The sequence below is a fragment of the Pseudomonas sp. FP1762 genome (genome assembly GCF_030687105.1).
Taxonomy (GTDB): domain Bacteria; phylum Pseudomonadota; class Gammaproteobacteria; order Pseudomonadales; family Pseudomonadaceae; genus Aquipseudomonas; species Aquipseudomonas siliginis.
This window is the reverse complement of the sequence record NZ_CP117458.1, coordinates 2,052,937-2,069,503: the sequence shown is the minus strand read 5'-3', so window position 1 is coordinate 2,069,503 and position 16,567 is coordinate 2,052,937. Positions and strand designations below refer to the sequence as shown.

11 protein-coding genes are annotated in these 16,567 nt (G+C 60.6%); 6 read left to right on the top strand and 5 right to left on the bottom strand.

The genetic code is table 11. From position 1 onward, the window contains the following. Window positions 1–116 precede the first annotated feature (116 nt). The 3 genes from zipA to PSH90_RS09135 form a co-directional block, all read right to left on the bottom strand. Window positions 117–980 carry a cell division protein ZipA gene (gene zipA / locus PSH90_RS09145; protein WP_305382552.1) on the bottom strand — a complete coding sequence of 288 codons (864 nt, stop codon included), beginning with the start codon at window positions 978–980 and terminating at the stop codon, window positions 117–119. 259 nt (window positions 981–1,239) lie between these two features. After that, window positions 1,240–4,728 (bottom strand): chromosome segregation protein SMC, encoded by a 3,489-nt coding sequence (gene smc / locus PSH90_RS09140; protein ID WP_016773850.1) that lies wholly within the window; start codon window positions 4,726–4,728, stop codon window positions 1,240–1,242. A gap of 2 nt (window positions 4,729–4,730) precedes the next feature. Next, on the bottom strand, window positions 4,731–5,390 hold the full coding sequence (locus PSH90_RS09135) for a GntR family transcriptional regulator (RefSeq protein ID WP_039763015.1): 660 nt from the start codon (window positions 5,388–5,390) through the stop codon (window positions 4,731–4,733). Between the two features lie 268 nt (window positions 5,391–5,658). Here PSH90_RS09135 and xdhA point away from each other — a divergent pair, with 268 nt between their 5' ends. The 4 genes from xdhA to guaD all read left to right on the top strand — a co-directional run bounded on the left by xdhA (window position 5,659) and on the right by guaD (window position 11,799). Continuing rightward, the gene (gene xdhA, locus PSH90_RS09130) at window positions 5,659–7,113 is read left to right on the top strand and encodes a xanthine dehydrogenase small subunit (RefSeq protein ID WP_305382551.1); all 1,455 of its coding nucleotides are present in this window, start codon (window positions 5,659–5,661) and stop codon (window positions 7,111–7,113) included. Further along, on the top strand, window positions 7,106–9,505 hold the full coding sequence (gene xdhB / locus PSH90_RS09125; RefSeq protein WP_305382549.1) for a xanthine dehydrogenase molybdopterin binding subunit: 2,400 nt from the start codon (window positions 7,106–7,108) through the stop codon (window positions 9,503–9,505). The genes xdhA and xdhB overlap by 8 nt, the downstream gene beginning before the upstream one ends. A gap of 118 nt (window positions 9,506–9,623) precedes the next feature. Further along, window positions 9,624–10,481 carry a xanthine dehydrogenase accessory protein XdhC gene (gene xdhC / locus PSH90_RS09120; RefSeq protein ID WP_186565761.1) on the top strand — a complete coding sequence of 286 codons (858 nt, stop codon included), beginning with the start codon at window positions 9,624–9,626 and terminating at the stop codon, window positions 10,479–10,481. 13 nt (window positions 10,482–10,494) lie between these two features. Next, complete coding sequence (gene guaD, locus PSH90_RS09115; RefSeq protein ID WP_305382547.1) at window positions 10,495–11,799, top strand: guanine deaminase; 1,305 nt, start codon at window positions 10,495–10,497, stop codon at window positions 11,797–11,799. 178 nt (window positions 11,800–11,977) lie between these two features. Here guaD and PSH90_RS09110 read toward each other — a convergent pair whose 3' ends face one another. Further along, a complete protein-coding gene (locus PSH90_RS09110) occupies window positions 11,978–12,742 on the bottom strand; it encodes a GntR family transcriptional regulator (protein WP_007918375.1) in 765 nt (254 codons plus the stop codon). Window positions 12,743–13,100: 358 nt separating this feature from the next. Between PSH90_RS09110 and PSH90_RS09105 the strand changes: the two genes are divergently transcribed. Next, window positions 13,101–14,291 (top strand): benzoate/H(+) symporter BenE family transporter, encoded by a 1,191-nt coding sequence (locus tag PSH90_RS09105; protein WP_305382546.1) that lies wholly within the window; start codon window positions 13,101–13,103, stop codon window positions 14,289–14,291. A 141-nt stretch (window positions 14,292–14,432) separates the two neighbouring features. On the opposite strand, the gene PSH90_RS09100 is transcribed toward PSH90_RS09105, so the two are convergent. Beyond that, window positions 14,433–14,777, bottom strand: coding sequence for a YggL family protein (locus PSH90_RS09100; RefSeq protein ID WP_056784184.1), 345 nt, complete (start codon window positions 14,775–14,777; stop codon window positions 14,433–14,435). A gap of 234 nt (window positions 14,778–15,011) precedes the next feature. Between PSH90_RS09100 and dacB the strand changes: the two genes are divergently transcribed. Then, window positions 15,012–16,472, top strand: coding sequence for a D-alanyl-D-alanine carboxypeptidase/D-alanyl-D-alanine-endopeptidase (gene dacB, locus PSH90_RS09095; RefSeq protein WP_056784182.1), 1,461 nt, complete (start codon window positions 15,012–15,014; stop codon window positions 16,470–16,472). The last annotated feature ends 95 nt before the right edge of the window (window positions 16,473–16,567 follow it).

The window sequence follows — 16,567 nt, the reverse complement described above, 5'->3', positions numbered from 1 at the left end:
TTATTCCATTATCGGCGGCGGGGCCAGAAGATCGCAGCCTCGTTGCACTCGTCAGCTCCTACAGTATCGCGATCCTCTGTAGGAGCTGCCGAAGGCTGCGATCTTTTGATCTGGCCTTAGCGCTTCTGGGTCAATGCGCGGCGTTCGAATTCGACGATGCGCTGACGGTAATGCTCAATCGTCTGGGCGGTCAGTACGCTGCGCTGATCGTCTTTCAATTCGCCGTTCAATTCCTGGGACAGCTTGCGGGCTGCCGCGACCATCACGTCGAAGGCCTGCTTCGGATGACGCGGGCCTGGCAGACCGAGGAAGAAGCTCACCGCCGGAGTGCTGAAGTGGTCAATGTCGTCCAGATCGAAGATACCCGGCTTGACCGCGTTGGCCATGGAGAACAGCACTTCGCCGTTGCCGGCCATGCTTTCGTGGCGGTGAAAAATGTCCATCTCGCCGAAACGCAGGCCGCTTTCGAGAATGTTCTGCAACAGCGCCGGGCCTTTGAAGCCGGCCGGGTCGCGGCAGATCACGCTGATCACCAGGACTTCTTCGGCTTGCGGCTGATCTTTTTCCGCCACGGCCGCTGCAGGCTTACTGTCTTCGGCGAAATCGTCGTCACGGCTGCTGAAGCTCGGGCCGCCGTCCAGATCGAGGTCGAGGTTCAAGTCGCCCTGCGCCGGGCCGTTGCTGCCGCGCTTGGCACGTTTCGAACCGGATTCACGCGGCTCGCGGGCTTCGCGGTTGGGCATGCTCACCGACGGCAGATCGTGCTCGTCCAATTGTGGCTCTTTGTGCGTGTCCAGGACGCGGGCCGGGCCCAACAGTTCGGCGCTGGTGTCCTCGTCCGGCAGATTGGACAGGCTCCGGTCGAGACGGAATTTCAGCTTTCCCTTGCCGCCGCGCATACGGCGCCAGCCATCGAAAAGAATACCGGCTATCACAATGATGCCGATGACGATCAGCCACTCGCGCAGACCGATTTCCATGTAATCCCGTGCCTCTATAAAAAATGCTGAAAAATAAGGGGTTTACACTGCGTAAACCGCTTTAAAACGTGGCGCCAACTCTATGTTCTGACAGGCGTTTTGCCCACGTATACGAAAAATTGACATTAAACTAGCACGACCAAAGACAACTTTACACCGTCTGTCTCATTTGGCTTGCGCGAATATGTCGATTGGCCATCCGGCCGATGTCAGTAAAAAGTCCTACAGACCTCCAAAACTATTCCGACATCACACCGACTCAGGCATCCACCATCGCCATCGCCTCCTCGACATCCACCGCCACCAGTCGCGAGCAGCCCGGCTCATGCATCGTCACGCCCATCAACTGTTCGGCCATTTCCATGGCGATCTTGTTGTGGGTGATGTAGATGAACTGCACGGTCTGCGACATCTCTTTGACCAGGCGTGCGTAGCGTCCAACGTTAGCGTCATCCAGTGGCGCGTCAACCTCATCGAGCATGCAGAACGGCGCCGGGTTCAATTTGAAGATGGCAAAAACCAGGGCCAGTGCAGTCAAGGCTTTTTCGCCGCCAGAGAGCAAATGGATGGTGCTGTTCTTCTTCCCGGGCGGCTGCGCCATGATCGTCACCCCTGTATCGAGTAGATCTTCGCCCGTCAGTTCCAAATACGCGCGCCCGCCACCGAAAACTTTCGGGAAAAGTGCCTGCAAACCGCCGTTGATCTGATCAAAGGTATCTTTGAAACGGTTGCGGGTTTCCTTGTCGATCTTGCGGATGACGTTTTCCAGGGTCTCCAGCGCCTCGACCAGATCGGCGTCCTGCGCATCCAGATAACGTTTACGCTCCGATTGTTGCGTGTATTCGTCGATGGCCGCGAGGTTGATCGCACCCAGGCGCTGAATCCGCGCGTTGATGCGTTCGAGTTCTTCTTCGGCTTCGCGTTCACTGGCTTGCGCCGTCAATGTGGCGAGCACGCCGTTGAGATCGTAGCCATCTTCGAGCAATTGATCCTGCAAAGCCTTGCGCCGTACGGTCAGCGCCTGCCATTCCATGCGCTGTTGTTCGAGCTGGCCGCGAATCAACTGCGATTGCTGCTCGGCCTGGGTGCGGCGTTTTTCCGCGTCGCGCAATTCACGATCGGCGTCTTCCAGGGCGATCTGCGCGGTCTTGAGTTCTTCATCGACGGTCATGCGCTTGTCGAGCAGTTCTTCAAGTTTCAGACGCAGCTCTTCCAGCGGCGCCTCACCCTCCTCCAGATTCAGACTCAACTGTTCGCGCTTTTCAGTAAGGCGCTCGGCCTGCATTTCCAGACGTTCCAGCGCCTGGCGCGTGGAGTCGTGCTGAGCACGCAACGAGCCAAGACGCACGGCCAATTGGTGGGCATGATCCTTGTGCTGCCGCGCTTCCTGACGCACGCGATCGAGGCGTTCGCGCAGGCTGTCGCGCTGGGCCAGCAGCAACTCGCGCTGCTCGGTGTCGAGCGCCATGGCGTCCAGCGCTTCCTGCAATTGCATGCGCGCTTCGCCGACCTGTTCGTGCTCAAGCTCGCGCTGTTCGGCGAGTTCGACCAGTTCTTCATCGAGACGGGTGCGGCGCAATGTCAGCTGTTCGGCTTTGGCCTTACCGGCGGACAACTGCGCTTTCAGTTCGCCTTGCTGGCGCGCTTCGTCCTGCAGCAAGCGGCGCAGATGTTCGCGGCCGTTTTCCTGCTGGCGCTGTTGCGCGCGCAAGGTTTGCAGGCGGGTTTCCATGGCCTCGACGGTGGCTTCGCGCTCTTCGCGTTCAAGCTGCAAGTCTTCGATTTCCTGGCCACGGGCGAGCATGCCGCTTTCCGCTTCGCTGGCGCGACGTACGCGTAAAAAGTGTCGACCCACCCAATAGCCATCGCGGCTGATCAGGCTCTGCCCGGCGCTCAACTGACCGCGCAACGCCAGCGCCTGTTCAAGGCTGTCGACCGGTTTGACCTGACCGAGCCACGGCGACAGATCGATCTGCGCCTCGACCTTGTCCAGCAGGCTGCCAGCCACCCGCACGCCATCACTGGCCGGGCTGAGCAGGCGCAAATCGCCTTGGGTGAAACCGGACAGATCAAAACCGCTGAAATCGTCGACCAGCACCGCTTGCAGATCGGCGCCGAGCACGGTTTCCACCGCCAGCTCCCAACCGGCCTCGACCTTAAGGCCTTCGGCCAGACGCGGACGCTCGGCGAGATTGTGTTCCTTCAACCATTCGGCGGTGCCGGTGCCCGGGTCGAGCGCGGCCTGTTGCAAGGCTTCCAGCGACGCCAAACGACCGTTGAGCCGCTGCAGATCGCCCTGCGCCTGCTGCTGCGCAGTCAACGCCTGCTGTAATTCCTGACGCAGTTGTTCGAGCTTTTCGACCTGCGCTTCTTCGCTGGTCTGCAAATCTTCGAGAGTCGCTTCGGACTCGGCGAGCTGCTCATTGAGCGCCATGATCGCCGCGTCTTCCGGGTCGGCGGACAGCAACGCACGTTCTTCGGCGAGGCGTTTCTGCCGGTCGGCCAGGCGCTCCATGCTGCTTTCCAGCTGCTGGATCCGCGATTGCTGGACTTCAGCCTGACGGCGCGGTTCGGCAGCGGTCAGGTTGAAAGCGTCCCACTGCTCCTGCCAGCCGTGCATGGTGGTTTCGGCTTCTTCAAGCGCAGCGGCGGCTTCCTCGGCGGCGGCGCTGGTGACTTCCTGCTCGGGGGTGAGCATGTCCAGTTCTTCGCCGAGAGTCAGCAGCAACGTGCGGTCGTGGCCCAGGTGCGATTCGGTTTCCAGACGCGCGCGCTCGGCTTCTTTCAGATCGTCCTGCAACTGACGCAAACGCTGCTGGCCGTGCTGGATGCTCTGCTCGACCCGGGCGATGTCGCCGCCGACCGAATAGAAGCGCCCCTGCACCAGATTGAAGCGTTCGGACAGGTCGTGGTGACCGTCACGCAGGCGTTCGATGGCGGCGTCAGCGTTACGCTGTTCAGCGACCAGCGCTTCGAAGCTGACTTCCTGGTTGCCGATGATCGACTCGCGCTGGCCGACCTGCTCGTTAAGATCCTGCCAGCGCAGCGCCGACAGTTGCGCCTTGAGCTGACGCTCTTCAGCCTTGAGTTCCTGATACTTTTTCGCCGCCTCGGCCTGACGGTGCAGACGTTCGAGCTGGCGCTCCAGTTCTTCGCGCAGGTCGGTGAGGCGGGCGAGGTTTTCGTGGGTGCGGCGGATGCGGTTCTCGGTCTCGCGGCGGCGCTCTTTATATTTCGAGATGCCGGCGGCTTCTTCGATGAAGTTACGCAGGTCTTCGGGCTTGGATTCGATCAGCTTGGAGATCATCCCCTGTTCGATGATCGAGTAGCTGCGCGGACCGAGGCCGGTGCCGAGGAAAATATCGGTGATGTCGCGCCGACGGCATTTGGTGCCGTTGAGGTAATAGGTGGTCTGGCTGTCGCGGGTGACTTTGCGGCGGATGGAAATTTCCGCGTAGGCGGCGTATTCGCCGAGCAGCGTGCCGTCGGAGTTGTCGAACACCAGCTCGATACTGGCCTGGCTCACCGGTTTGCGACTGGTCGAGCCGTTGAAGATGACATCGGTCATCGACTCGCCACGGAGGTTCTTCGCCGAACTTTCGCCCATCACCCAGCGCACGGCGTCGATGATGTTCGACTTGCCGCAACCGTTCGGCCCGACGACCGCCGCCATGTTACTGGGGAAGTTCACCGTGGTCGGGTCGACGAAGGATTTGAACCCCGCCAGTTTGATGCACTTCAGCCGCACGCTCAGGCAACCGTCAGCGCAGACACCACCAGATCGCAGCTGCGCTGGGCATACGCCGTGAGCACGATGCGGATCTGCGGCAAATCACGGGCGAGTACGGCGGCGAGCAAGCGTTCGAACAGTTCGAGGAATTCGCTCATTTCCGCCTTGCGCTGTTCGAGGGCGAGGAAATAAGCGCGGCTCATCGCCGGCTGGAGGTTCTCGACGGTTTCTTGCAGGTACGGATTGTTGGCAAACGGATAGGCGGCGCGCATCACCGCGAAGCTGTCATCGACGAAGCTGCGGATATCGCCGCGTTCGTAATTGGCGGTCAGGCGCTGCTGGATCTGCACGAAGGGCGCCATGTCCGACTGCACTTGCCAGCCGTTGGCCACGGAATTGCCGAGCAGGATGTACAGCTCGCTCATCAGCGTGCACAGGCTCTGCACCTTGTGCGGCGTCAGCTCGGTAACGTGGGCGCCACGACGCGGCAGGATCGCGATCAGGTGACGGCGCTCGAGGATCAGCAAGGCTTCACGGACCGAACCGCGGCTGACGTTGAGCGCCAGCGTGACCTTCTGTTCCTGGATGCGCTCTCCCGGCTTCATTTCGCCACGAATGATGCGTTCGGCGAGGTGGTGAGCGATTTGCTCGGCGAGGCTGTCCGGCGCCTTGAACGTCATGGTTGTCCTTCAAACTCTATCGATCTGCACAAGCGGCGCAGTGTAGCGCAAATGCACGGTCATGGCGGAGTGCCCACTCAGCGGTTTTTGGCACGAATCCCGCAAAAAAGCGCGGTGACCGATGAAGGTCAATACTGAATAGACACGCTGTTGATCGACGAAACGGATTTTCCTGACCTTTAAGTCAGAAAACCATTGACCGAAAAGTCAGACCTGCTAAATTCGGTTCACGTCGGTTAACAACAATAATGAGTCTGCGAGGCCTTCCGTGATCCAGTTTTTACTTAACCAGGAACTCCGTAGCGAGCACGCCCTGGACCCGAATCTGACTGTGCTCAATTACCTGCGCGAACACGTGGGCAAGCCCGGCACCAAAGAAGGTTGCGCCAGTGGCGACTGCGGCGCCTGCACCGTGGTGGTTGGCGAGTTGCAGACCGATGACAGCGGGCGTGAACACATTCGCTATCGCAGCCTCAACTCGTGCCTGACCTTCGTTTCGTCGTTGCACGGCAAACAACTGATCAGCGTCGAAGACCTCAAGCACAAGGGCGAGCTGCACAGCGTGCAGAAAGCCATGGTCGAGTGCCACGGTTCGCAGTGCGGTTTCTGCACCCCCGGTTTTGTGATGTCGTTGTTCGCCCTGCAAAAGAACAGCGATGCGCCGGATCAGGCCAAGGCCCACGAAGCGCTGGCCGGCAACCTCTGCCGCTGCACCGGCTACCGGCCGATTCTCGCCGCTGCCGAACAATCCTGCTGCGGCAAACCAGCGGATCAGTTCGACGCCCGCGAAGCCGAAACCATTGCCCGCCTCAAGGCCATCGCGCCGACCGATATCGGTGAACTCAACAGCGGTGACAAACGCTGCCTGGTGCCGCTGACCGTCGCTGACCTGGCCGACCTCTACGACGCTTATCCGCAAGCGCGGCTGCTCGCCGGCGGCACCGATCTGGCGCTGGAAGTCACCCAGTTCCACCGCACCCTGCCGGTGATGATCTACGTCGGCAACGTCGCCGAGATGAAGCGCATCGAAACCTTCGATGACCGCATCGAAATCGGCGCCGCCACTGCCCTCTCCGACTGCTACGAGGCGTTGAATGCCGAGTACCCGGACTTCGGCGAACTGCTGCACCGCTTCGCCTCGTTGCAGATCCGCAATCAAGGCACCCTCGGCGGCAACATCGGCAACGCATCGCCGATCGGTGACTCGCCACCGCTGCTGATCGCCCTCGGCGCGCAGATCGTGCTGTGCAAAGGCGAAACCCGCCGCACCTTGAACCTGGAAGATTACTTCATCGACTATCGCGTCACGGCGCGGCAGGAAAGCGAGTTCATCGAAAAAATCATCGTCCCGCGCGCCAGCGCCGAGCAGCTGTTCCGCGCCTATAAAGTGTCGAAGCGTCTGGACGACGACATCTCCGCCGTCTGTGCTGCGTTCAATCTGCGTGTGGAAAACGGCGTGATCAGCGACGCCCGGGTGGCCTTCGGCGGCATGGCGGCGATTCCGAAACGCGCCGCGCATTGCGAAGCCGTGCTGCTTGGTCAGCCGTTCAATAACGCCGTGATCGAACGCGCCTGCGCCGCGCTGGCCGAAGACTTCACGCCACTCTCGGACTTCCGCGCCAGCAAGGAATATCGCCTGCTCAGCGCGCAGAATCTGCTGCGCAAATACTTCATCGAACTGCAAACACCGCACATCGAGACTCGGGTGACCGCTTATGTCTAACCATCACGCCGTAGAGAAGACCCAGGCTGAACTGGCCGAACTGTTCGCCCAGGACCTGACCACCGGTGTCGGCCGCAGCGTCAAGCACGACAGCGCCGCCAAGCATGTGTCCGGTGAAGCGCAGTACATCGATGATCGCCTGGAATTCCCCAACCAGTTGCATTTGTATGCACGCCTGTCGGACCGCGCCCACGCGAAAATCCTCAGCATCGACACGTCACCGTGCTACGCCTTCGAAGGCGTGCGCATTGTCATTACCCACGAAGACGTGCCGGGCCTGAAGGACATCGGCCCGCTGATGCCGGGCGACCCGCTGCTGGCCATCGATGACGTGCAGTTTGTCGGCCAACCGGTGCTGGCGGTCGCGGCGAAAGACCTGGAAACCGCGCGCAAAGCAGCGATGGCCGCAATCATCGAATACGAAGACCTCGAACCGGTGCTCGACGTGGTCGAAGCCCTGCGCAAACGCCACTTCGTGCTCGACAGCCACACCCACCAGCGCGGCGATTCGGCTTCGGCGCTGGCCGCGGCTGAACACCGCATTCAGGGCACGCTGCACATCGGCGGCCAGGAGCACTTCTATCTGGAGACACAGATCTCCTCGGTGATGCCGACTGAAGACGGCGGCATGATCGTCTACTGCTCGACGCAGAACCCGACCGAAGTGCAGAAACTGGTCGCCGAAGTGCTCGACGTGTCGATGAACAAAATTGTTGTCGACATGCGCCGCATGGGCGGTGGTTTCGGTGGCAAGGAAACCCAGGCCGCGAGCCCGGCGTGCCTGTGCGCGGTGGTCGCGCACCTCACCGGCCAACCGACCAAGATGCGCCTGCCGCGCGTCGAAGACATGCTGATGACGGGCAAGCGCCACCCGTTCTACGTTGAATACGACGTCGGCTTCGACAGCAGCGGCCGTCTGCACGGGATCAACATGGAGCTGGCCGGCAACTGCGGCTGCTCGCCGGACTTGTCCGCCTCGATCGTTGACCGGGCGATGTTCCACTCGGACAACTCCTACTATCTCGGCGATGCGACCATCAACGGTCACCGTTGCAAGACCAACACCGCCTCGAACACCGCTTATCGTGGTTTCGGTGGCCCGCAAGGCATGGTCGCCATCGAGGAAGTGATGGACGCGATTGCCCGGCACCTGAAGCTCGACCCGCTGGCGGTGCGCAAGGCCAACTACTACGGCAAGACCGAGCGCAACGTCACCCACTACTACCAGACCGTCGAGCACAACATGCTCGAAGAGATGACCGCCGAACTGGAAGAAAGCAGCCAGTACGCCGAGCGCCGCGAAGCGATCCGTCGCTACAACGCCAACAGCCCGATCCTGAAAAAAGGCCTGGCGCTGACCCCGGTGAAATTCGGCATTTCCTTCACCGCCAGTTTCCTCAATCAGGCCGGTGCGCTGATCCACATCTACACCGACGGCAGCATCCACCTGAACCACGGTGGTACGGAAATGGGCCAGGGCCTGAACACCAAAGTCGCTCAGGTCGTGGCGGAAGTTTTTCAGGTCGAAATCGATCGTGTACAGATCACCGCGACCAACACCGACAAAGTGCCCAACACCTCGCCGACCGCTGCTTCCAGCGGCGCCGACCTGAACGGCAAAGCCGCGCAGAACGCAGCACAGACCATCAAGCAACGCCTGGTCGAATTCGCCGCGCGGCACTACAAGGTCAGCGAAGAAGACGTCGAATTCCGCAACGGCCACGTGCGGGTGCGCGAGCAGATCCTGACGTTCGAAGCGCTGATCCAGCAGGCGTATTTCAATCAGGTTTCGCTGTCGAGCACTGGCTTCTACAAGACCCCGAAAATCTACTACGACCGCAGTCAGGCGCGGGGCCGTCCGTTCTATTACTTCGCCTTTGGCGCAGCCTGCTGCGAAGTGATCGTCGACACCCTGACCGGCGAGTACAAGATGCTGCGCACCGACATCCTGCATGACGTCGGCGCCTCGCTGAACCCGTCGATCGACATCGGTCAGGTCGAGGGTGGTTTCGTGCAAGGTATGGGCTGGCTGACCATGGAAGAGCTGGTATGGAACAACAAGGGCAAGCTGATGACCAACGGCCCGGCCAGCTACAAGATCCCGGCGGTGGCGGACATGCCGCTGGATCTGCGAGTGAAGCTGGTGGAAAACCGCAAGAACCCGGAAGACACGGTGTTCCATTCCAAAGCTGTCGGTGAACCGCCGTTCATGCTCGGGATCGCCGCGTGGTGCGCAATCAAGGACGCGGTGGCGAGCCTCGGTGATTATCAGCATCAGCCGAAAATCGACGCCCCGGCCACGCCGGAGCGGGTGTTGTGGGGCTGCGAGCAGATGCGTCAGCTCAAAGCGGTGAAGGCTGTCGAAGCTGAAACCGAGCTGGCTCCGCTCTAGGACCGAGGCGCGGCCATTCGCGAGCAGGCTCGCTCCCACATTTGGAATGCATTGCCAATGTGGGAGCGAGCCTGCTCGCGAAGAGGCCGGCACAGACAACGAAGATGTCGAGGTGAACATGTACAACTGGATCGACGCCCTCGCCGACCTGCAGAATCAGGGCGAGCCCTGTGTGCTGGTGACGATCATCGAAGAACTCGGTTCGACGCCACGCAACGCCGGCTCGAAAATGGTCGTCAGTGCCGACCGCATGTTCGACACCATTGGTGGCGGGCATCTGGAATTCAAAGCCATGCAGATCGCCCGCGAAATGCTCGCCAGCGGCAAGCAGGACACCCATCTGGAGCGCTTCAGCCTCGGTGCCAGTCTCGGCCAGTGCTGCGGCGGCGCCACGGTGTTGCTGTTCGAACCGATGGGCCAGGTCCAGGCGCAGATTGCCGTGTTCGGTGCCGGCCATGTTGGTCGCGCCCTCGTGCCGCTGCTGGCCAGCCTGCCCTGCCGGGTGCGCTGGATCGATTCGCGCGAGGCCGAGTTCCCTGAACACATCCCCCACGGCGTGCGTAAAATCGTCAGCGAAGAGCCGGTGGACGAAGTCGATGATCTGCCCGCCGGCAGCTACTGCATCGTCATGACCCACAACCATCAGCTCGATCTGGAGCTGACCGCGGCGATTCTCAAGCGTAACGATTTCACTTGGTTCGGCCTGATCGGCTCGAAAACCAAACGCGCCAAATTCGAACACCGTCTGCGTGATCGTGGTTTCGACCCGAGCGTGGTGCAGCGCATGCGCTGCCCGATGGGCATCGGCGAAGTCAAAGGCAAATTGCCTGTGGAAATCGCCATCTCCATCGCCGGCGAAATCATCGCCACTTACAACGCCAATTTCGGCCAGCACAGCGCCCGCGCCGAACCGATTGCCCGATTGCTGCCAGCTTCGCGCCGCAGTCAGGCCGCCAAACTCAAAGCCTCAAACTGATTAGAGAACTCTCATGCCTCTGACTCGCAAAGCCTACCGCGCCGCCATCCTGCACAGCATCGCCGACCCTGCCGAAGTGGGCATCGAAGCCTCCTATGAATATTTCGAGGATGGCCTGCTGGTGGTCGACGACGGCAAGATCAGCGCCCTCGGCCACGCCAGCGAACTGCTGCCAACCCTGCCGGCGGATATCGAGATCAACCATTATCAGGATGCGCTGATCACCCCCGGCTTTATCGACACGCACATTCACCTGCCGCAAACCGGCATGGTCGGCTCCTATGGCGAGCAACTGCTCGACTGGCTGAACACCTACACCTTTCCCTGCGAAAGCCAGTTTGGTGATAAGGCTCACGCCGACGAAGTGGCCGATAATTTCATCAAGGAACTGCTGCGCAACGGCACCACCACGGCGCTGGTGTTCGGCAGCGTGCATCCGCAATCAGTGAATTCGTTTTTCGAAGCGGCGGAAAAGCTCGACCTGCGCATGATCGCCGGCAAGGTGATGATGGACCGCAATGCCCCGGACTATCTGGTCGATACCGCTGAATCCAGCTACGTCGACAGCAAGGCGCTGATCGAGCGCTGGCACGGCAAGGGCCGCTTGCACTATGCGGTGACGCCGCGCTTCGCTCCCACCAGCACCCCGGAACAACTGACCTTGGCCGGGCAACTGCTGACGGAATACCCGGATCTGTACATGCAGACCCACATCAGCGAAAACCTCAAGGAAATCGAGTGGGTCAAAGAGCTGTTCCCGGAGCGCAAGGGTTACCTCGACGTCTACGATCATTACCAGTTGCTCGGCGAACGCTCGGTGTTCGCCCACGGCGTGCACCTGTGTGACGAAGAATGCGCGCGACTGGCAGAAACCGGCTCGGCAATCTCGTTCTGCCCGACCTCAAACCTGTTCCTCGGCAGCGGCCTGTTCAACCTGCCGATGGCCGAGAAACACAAGCTCAATGTCGGCCTCGGCACCGACGTCGGCGGCGGCACCAGTTTCTCCCTGCTGCAAACCCTCAACGAAGCCTACAAGGTCATGCAACTGCAGGGCGCGCGGTTGAGCCCGTTCAAGTCGCTGTACCTGGCAACCCTGGGTGGTGCGCGGGCGCTGCGTCTGGAAGACAGGATCGGCAATCTGCAACCGGGCTCCGATGCCGACTTCCTCGTGCTGGATTACAACGCCACGCCGCTGCTGAGTTATCGCTTGAAGCAGTCCAATAACATTGCCGAGACGTTGTTTGTATTGATGACGCTGGGGGATGACCGGACTGTGCAGCAGACGTATGCGGCGGGGGCGCTGGTGCATCAGCGCTAACCTCTTCGCACTGATCGTTCCCACGCTCTGCGTGGGAACGATCATCCCCGGTGGTGTTTACCACGGAGGATTTTTGTTGCCTGTCAGATTGTCTTCGCGAGCAGGCTCGCTCCCACCTTTGAAATGCATTCCCCTGTGGGAGCGAGCCTGCTCGCGAAAGCCGCGACTCGGTTTCAGCTTAGAGCTTGGCCGCTGGACGCCCCGGCTTCTTGGTCTGCAACAAATGCGAGAACACCGCATGCAGATCATCCGACGCGCCTTCCTCGTCGAGGTTGAGCTTGCTGTCGATGTGATCCATGTGATGCATCATCAGATTCACCGCCAGTTCGCCGTCGCGCTTTTCAATGGCGTCGATCAACTGCGTGTGTTCGTCGTACGAGCAGTGTGAACGGTTGCCGCTTTCATATTGGGCAATGATCAGCGAGGTCTGCGAAACCAGGCTGCGCTGGAAGCTGATCAACGGTGCGTTCATCGCCGCTTCCGCCAGTTTCAGGTGGAATTCGCCCGACAGACGAATACCGGCACCGCGATCGCCACGGGAGAAGCTGTCGCGCTCATCGTTGACCATCTGCCGCAGTTCGGCGATCTGCTCGGCCGTGGCGTGCTGCACGGCCAATTCAGTGATCGCACGCTCGACCAGACGGCGGGCGAGGAACACTTGACGCGCTTCTTCAACACTCGGGCTGGCGACCACGGCGCCACGATTCGGCCGCAACAGCACCACGCCTTCATGGGCCAGACGCGACAGCGCGCGGCGAATGATGGTGCGGCTGACCCCGAAGATTTCCCCCAGCGCCTCTTCGCTCAACTTGGTACCGGGCGCCAGACGCTGTTCGAGGATGGCCTCGAAGATATGCGCGTAGACAATATCGTCCTGGGTTCCGCTGCGGCCGGCTTTGCCTGCTCGCGGTTGTTTCTTGAGGGGTTGCAACTGTTCGTTCATGGGCACTCGAGTCGGGAAAACTGCGGCGAATAGACCGTGACTGTAATACGGCACAGTAGGTCGCTGGCAAGTATCGCGTAAAAAACAGCGCGATTGTACACAATGAATGGTGGCAACACGACTGTACGGCTGTTTGCGCCTGCGGCTGTATTGCAACGGTTTGTCAGGTTTGAGTTTAGGCTTGATCGCAGAATCCGCTGCATGACCGCAATCCCCCGTGGGAGCGAGCCTGCTCGCGAAAGCCATTTCACATTCACTATGAATGTTGACTGACATAGCGCTTTCGCGAGCAGGCTCGCTCCCACAGAGGTTCTGTGTTGTGGCGGACATCTCCATTGGTATAAGGAACACCGCCGTCATGACCGACGCCACCCACGCCCGCCTGCGCCCTCTGGCCGACACTTCGCCTTCCGCCATCGTCGCCGGTTTCATCGCGATGATGACCGGTTACACCAGTTCGCTGGTGCTGATGTTCCAGGCCGGGCAAGCCGCCGGCCTGAGCAACGGGCAGATTTCCTCGTGGATCTGGGCGATTTCGATCGGCATGGCGGTGTGTTCGATCGGCCTGTCGCTGCGCTATCGCACGCCGATCACCATCGCCTGGTCGACACCCGGCGCAGCGTTGCTGATCACCAGCCTGGGCGGAGTCAGTTACGGCGAGGCGATCGGCGCCTACATCACGTGCGCGGTACTGGTGACGATCTGCGGCCTGACCGGCAGCTTCGAACGGCTGGTGAAAAAGATCCCGGTCTCTTTGGCGGCAGCTCTGCTGGCAGGGATCCTGTTCAAGATCGGCAGCGAAATCTTCGTCGCCGCGCAACACCGTACCGGTCTGGTGTTGGGGATGTTCTTCACTTATCTGCTGGTCAAGCGCCTGTCGCCGCGCTACGCGGTGCTCGCGGCGCTGCTGATCGGCACCGCGCTGTCGGGCTTCATGGGGCTGCTGGATTTCAACGGTTTTCATCTGGAAGTGGCCACCCCGGTCTGGACCACGCCGCACTTCTCCCTGGCCGCAACCATCAGCATCGGCATTCCGCTGTTCGTGGTGGCGATGACCTCGCAGAACATGCCCGGCATCGCCGTGCTGCGCGCCGATGGCTATAACGTCCCGGCCTCGCCACTGATCACCACTACCGGCATTGCCTCTCTGTTGCTCGCGCCGTTCGGCTCACACGGTATTAACCTCGCGGCCATCAGCGCGGCGATCTGCACCGGTCCGCATGCTCATGAAGATCGCAACAAGCGTTACACCGCAGCGGTGTGGTGCGGGGTCTTCTACGGGATTGCCGGGGTGTTCGGCGCGACGTTGGCGGCATTGTTTGCGGCGTTGCCGAAAGAACTGGTGCTGTCGATTGCCGCGCTGGCGCTGTTCGGCTCGATCATCAATGGCTTGAGCATTGCCATGAGCGAGGTGAAGGAACGGGAAGCGGCGTTGATCACGTTTATGGTCACGGCGTCGGGGTTGACGCTGTTTTCCATTGGTTCGGCGTTCTGGGGGATCGTGGCGGGGGTTTTGACGCTGGTGATTTTGAATTGGCGTAAAGCCTAGAAGCAAAGATCGCAGCCTCGTTGCACTCGACAGCTCCTACAGGGGATCGCGAACAGGTAGGAGCTGACGAGTGAAACGAGGCTGCGATCTTTTGATCCACGAAAAAAAACGGCGACCCTCAGGTCGCCGTTTTTTTCAGTATCACTTAGCCGCGTTGATCGGCTTTTCCGGATACCACACATCCAGCAGCGGGCTGACTTCGTACTTGGTCAGCTCGGAGCGGTTTTTCAGCCAGGCTTCAACGGCAGCGCGCTGCTCTTCGTTGACCGAGCCACGCTTCTGCAGGCACACCAGACCGAAGTCGTCGCCGCCAACATAACCCAGACCGTTGGCTGCCATGGCTTCTTTGATGAATGCTTCGAGGAAAGCGTCAATGGCTTCTTCGGACAAGTCTTCTTTGAAGTCCAGGTTCAGTTCGAAACCCAGCTCTTGAAATTCATCTACGCACAGTTTTTTGCGCAGACGCTGGGAACGGTTAGTCGCCATTGGAACAATCCTCTTAAGTAATAACGGCCGGCACTTTACCAGTTTAAGCCAGCGATTGCCCGACTCTCTGGTCGCTGCGGCCGACCGCCTGTAAAAAAATAAGCGATTGGCCGGTCGCGACACGGCACAAGCTGTTACAGCTTGGGGCATAATGCCGACACTTTCATGACCACTGAGGGCCTTTTCATCCATGTCCTCGTCTTTCCCCCCCTCTTTTGCAGGGTTTTATTGCATATGATCAAATCGTTGCGTCCACTGTTTCTCGCCGGCCTTCTTCTGCCTCTGGCCCTGCCTGTCTCCGCTGCCACCATCAACACTTCCCTCACCCCGAACGTCGAAAAAGCCCTCAAAGCCAGCAAGCTGCAGCCCACTGCGCTGTCGCTGGTGATGGTGCCGCTCGACGGTCCGGGCACGCCGACCGTGTTCAACGCCGACGTCTCGGTCAATCCGGCCTCGACGATGAAACTGGTCACCACTTACGCGGCGCTGGAAATGCTCGGGCCCAACCATCAGTGGAAAACCGAGTTCTACACCGATGGCACCCTGAGCGGCGGCATTCTCAACGGCAACCTCTACCTCAAGGGCGGCGGTGACCCGAAGCTGAACATGGAGAAACTCTGGCTGTTGATGCGCGACCTGCGCGCCAATGGCGTGACCCAGATTACCGGCGACCTGATTCTCGACCGCAACTTCTTCGTGCAGCCGCAATTGCCGGAATTCAACGATGACGGCAACGACGACAACAAGCCGTTCCTGGTCAAGCCCGACTCGCTGCTGGTCAACCTCAAGGCCCTGCGCTTCGTCGCACGTAATGACGGTGGCCGCGTGTTGATTTCGGTTGAGCCGCCGATTGCCAGCATCCGCATCGAAAACACCGTCAAAGCCCTGCCGTCCAAGCAATGCACCGGCGGCGTGCGCTACAACCCGGTGCCGCAGGCCGATGGCAGCGTGACCGTAACCGTCGGCGGCCAGTTGGGCGAAGGCTGCAGCTCGCAGACTTACCTGTCGCTGCTCGACCACGCGACCTACACCGCCGGCGCCGTGCGGGCGATCTGGAAGGAACTGGGTGGCAGCATTCAAGGCAAGGATCGTCTGGCGCCGACGCCGAGCAGCGCCAAACTGCTTGCCCGCGCGTACTCGCCGGATCTGGCCGAGATCATCCGCGACATTAACAAATACAGTAACAACACCATGGCCCAGCAGCTGTTCCTCAGCCTTGGCCAGCGTTTCCGCAACGATGCCGACGGTGACGACGCCCGGGCTGCGCAGCGCGTGGTGCGTCAGTGGCTGGCGAAGAAAGGCATCACCGCGCCGCATCTGGTGATGGAGAATGGTTCTGGTCTGTCGCGGGCCGAGCGGGTCAGCGCGCGTGAGATGGCCAACATGCTGCAAGCCGCCTGGCACAGTCCGTACGCCGCCGAGTACATCAGCTCGCTGCCGATTGCCGGCACCGACGGCACCATGCGCAAACGCCTGAAAACCACGGCGATGCGCGGCGAAGCCCACGTCAAGACCGGCACCCTGAACACCGTGCGCGCGATCGCCGGTTTCAGTCGCGATGTGAATGGCAATACCTGGGCGGTGGTAGCGATCCTCAACGACAAGGCCCCGTTCGGCGCCTCGTCGGTGCTCGATCAGGTGCTGCTGGATCTGTACAAACAGCCGAAACTGCCGCAGACCGCTTCGGTGCTGTAAGCGCAGCAGGTGCAATTGTGGGAGCGAGCCTGCTCGCGAAGGCGTCGGTTCAGTAAGCATGTTCAGTGACTGTCACACCGCTTTCGCGAGCAGGC

What these genes read in the sequence shown, in the direction of transcription:
- zipA (WP_305382552.1), bottom strand. Translation starts at nt 980, where the DNA reads ATGGAAATCGGTCTGCGCGAGTGGCTGATCGTCATCGGCATCATTGTG.
- PSH90_RS09135 (WP_039763015.1), bottom strand. Translation starts at nt 5,390, where the DNA reads ATGACGTTCAAGGCGCCGGACAGCCTCGCCGAGCAAATCGCTCACCAC.
- xdhB (WP_305382549.1), top strand. Translation starts at nt 7,106, where the DNA reads ATGTCTAACCATCACGCCGTAGAGAAGACCCAGGCTGAACTGGCCGAA.
- xdhC (WP_186565761.1), top strand. Translation starts at nt 9,624, where the DNA reads ATGTACAACTGGATCGACGCCCTCGCCGACCTGCAGAATCAGGGCGAG.
- guaD (WP_305382547.1), top strand. Translation starts at nt 10,495, where the DNA reads ATGCCTCTGACTCGCAAAGCCTACCGCGCCGCCATCCTGCACAGCATC.
- PSH90_RS09110 (WP_007918375.1), bottom strand. Translation starts at nt 12,742, where the DNA reads ATGAACGAACAGTTGCAACCCCTCAAGAAACAACCGCGAGCAGGCAAA.
- PSH90_RS09105 (WP_305382546.1), top strand. Translation starts at nt 13,101, where the DNA reads ATGACCGACGCCACCCACGCCCGCCTGCGCCCTCTGGCCGACACTTCG.
- PSH90_RS09100 (WP_056784184.1), bottom strand. Translation starts at nt 14,777, where the DNA reads ATGGCGACTAACCGTTCCCAGCGTCTGCGCAAAAAACTGTGCGTAGAT.
- dacB (WP_056784182.1), top strand. Translation starts at nt 15,012, where the DNA reads ATGATCAAATCGTTGCGTCCACTGTTTCTCGCCGGCCTTCTTCTGCCT.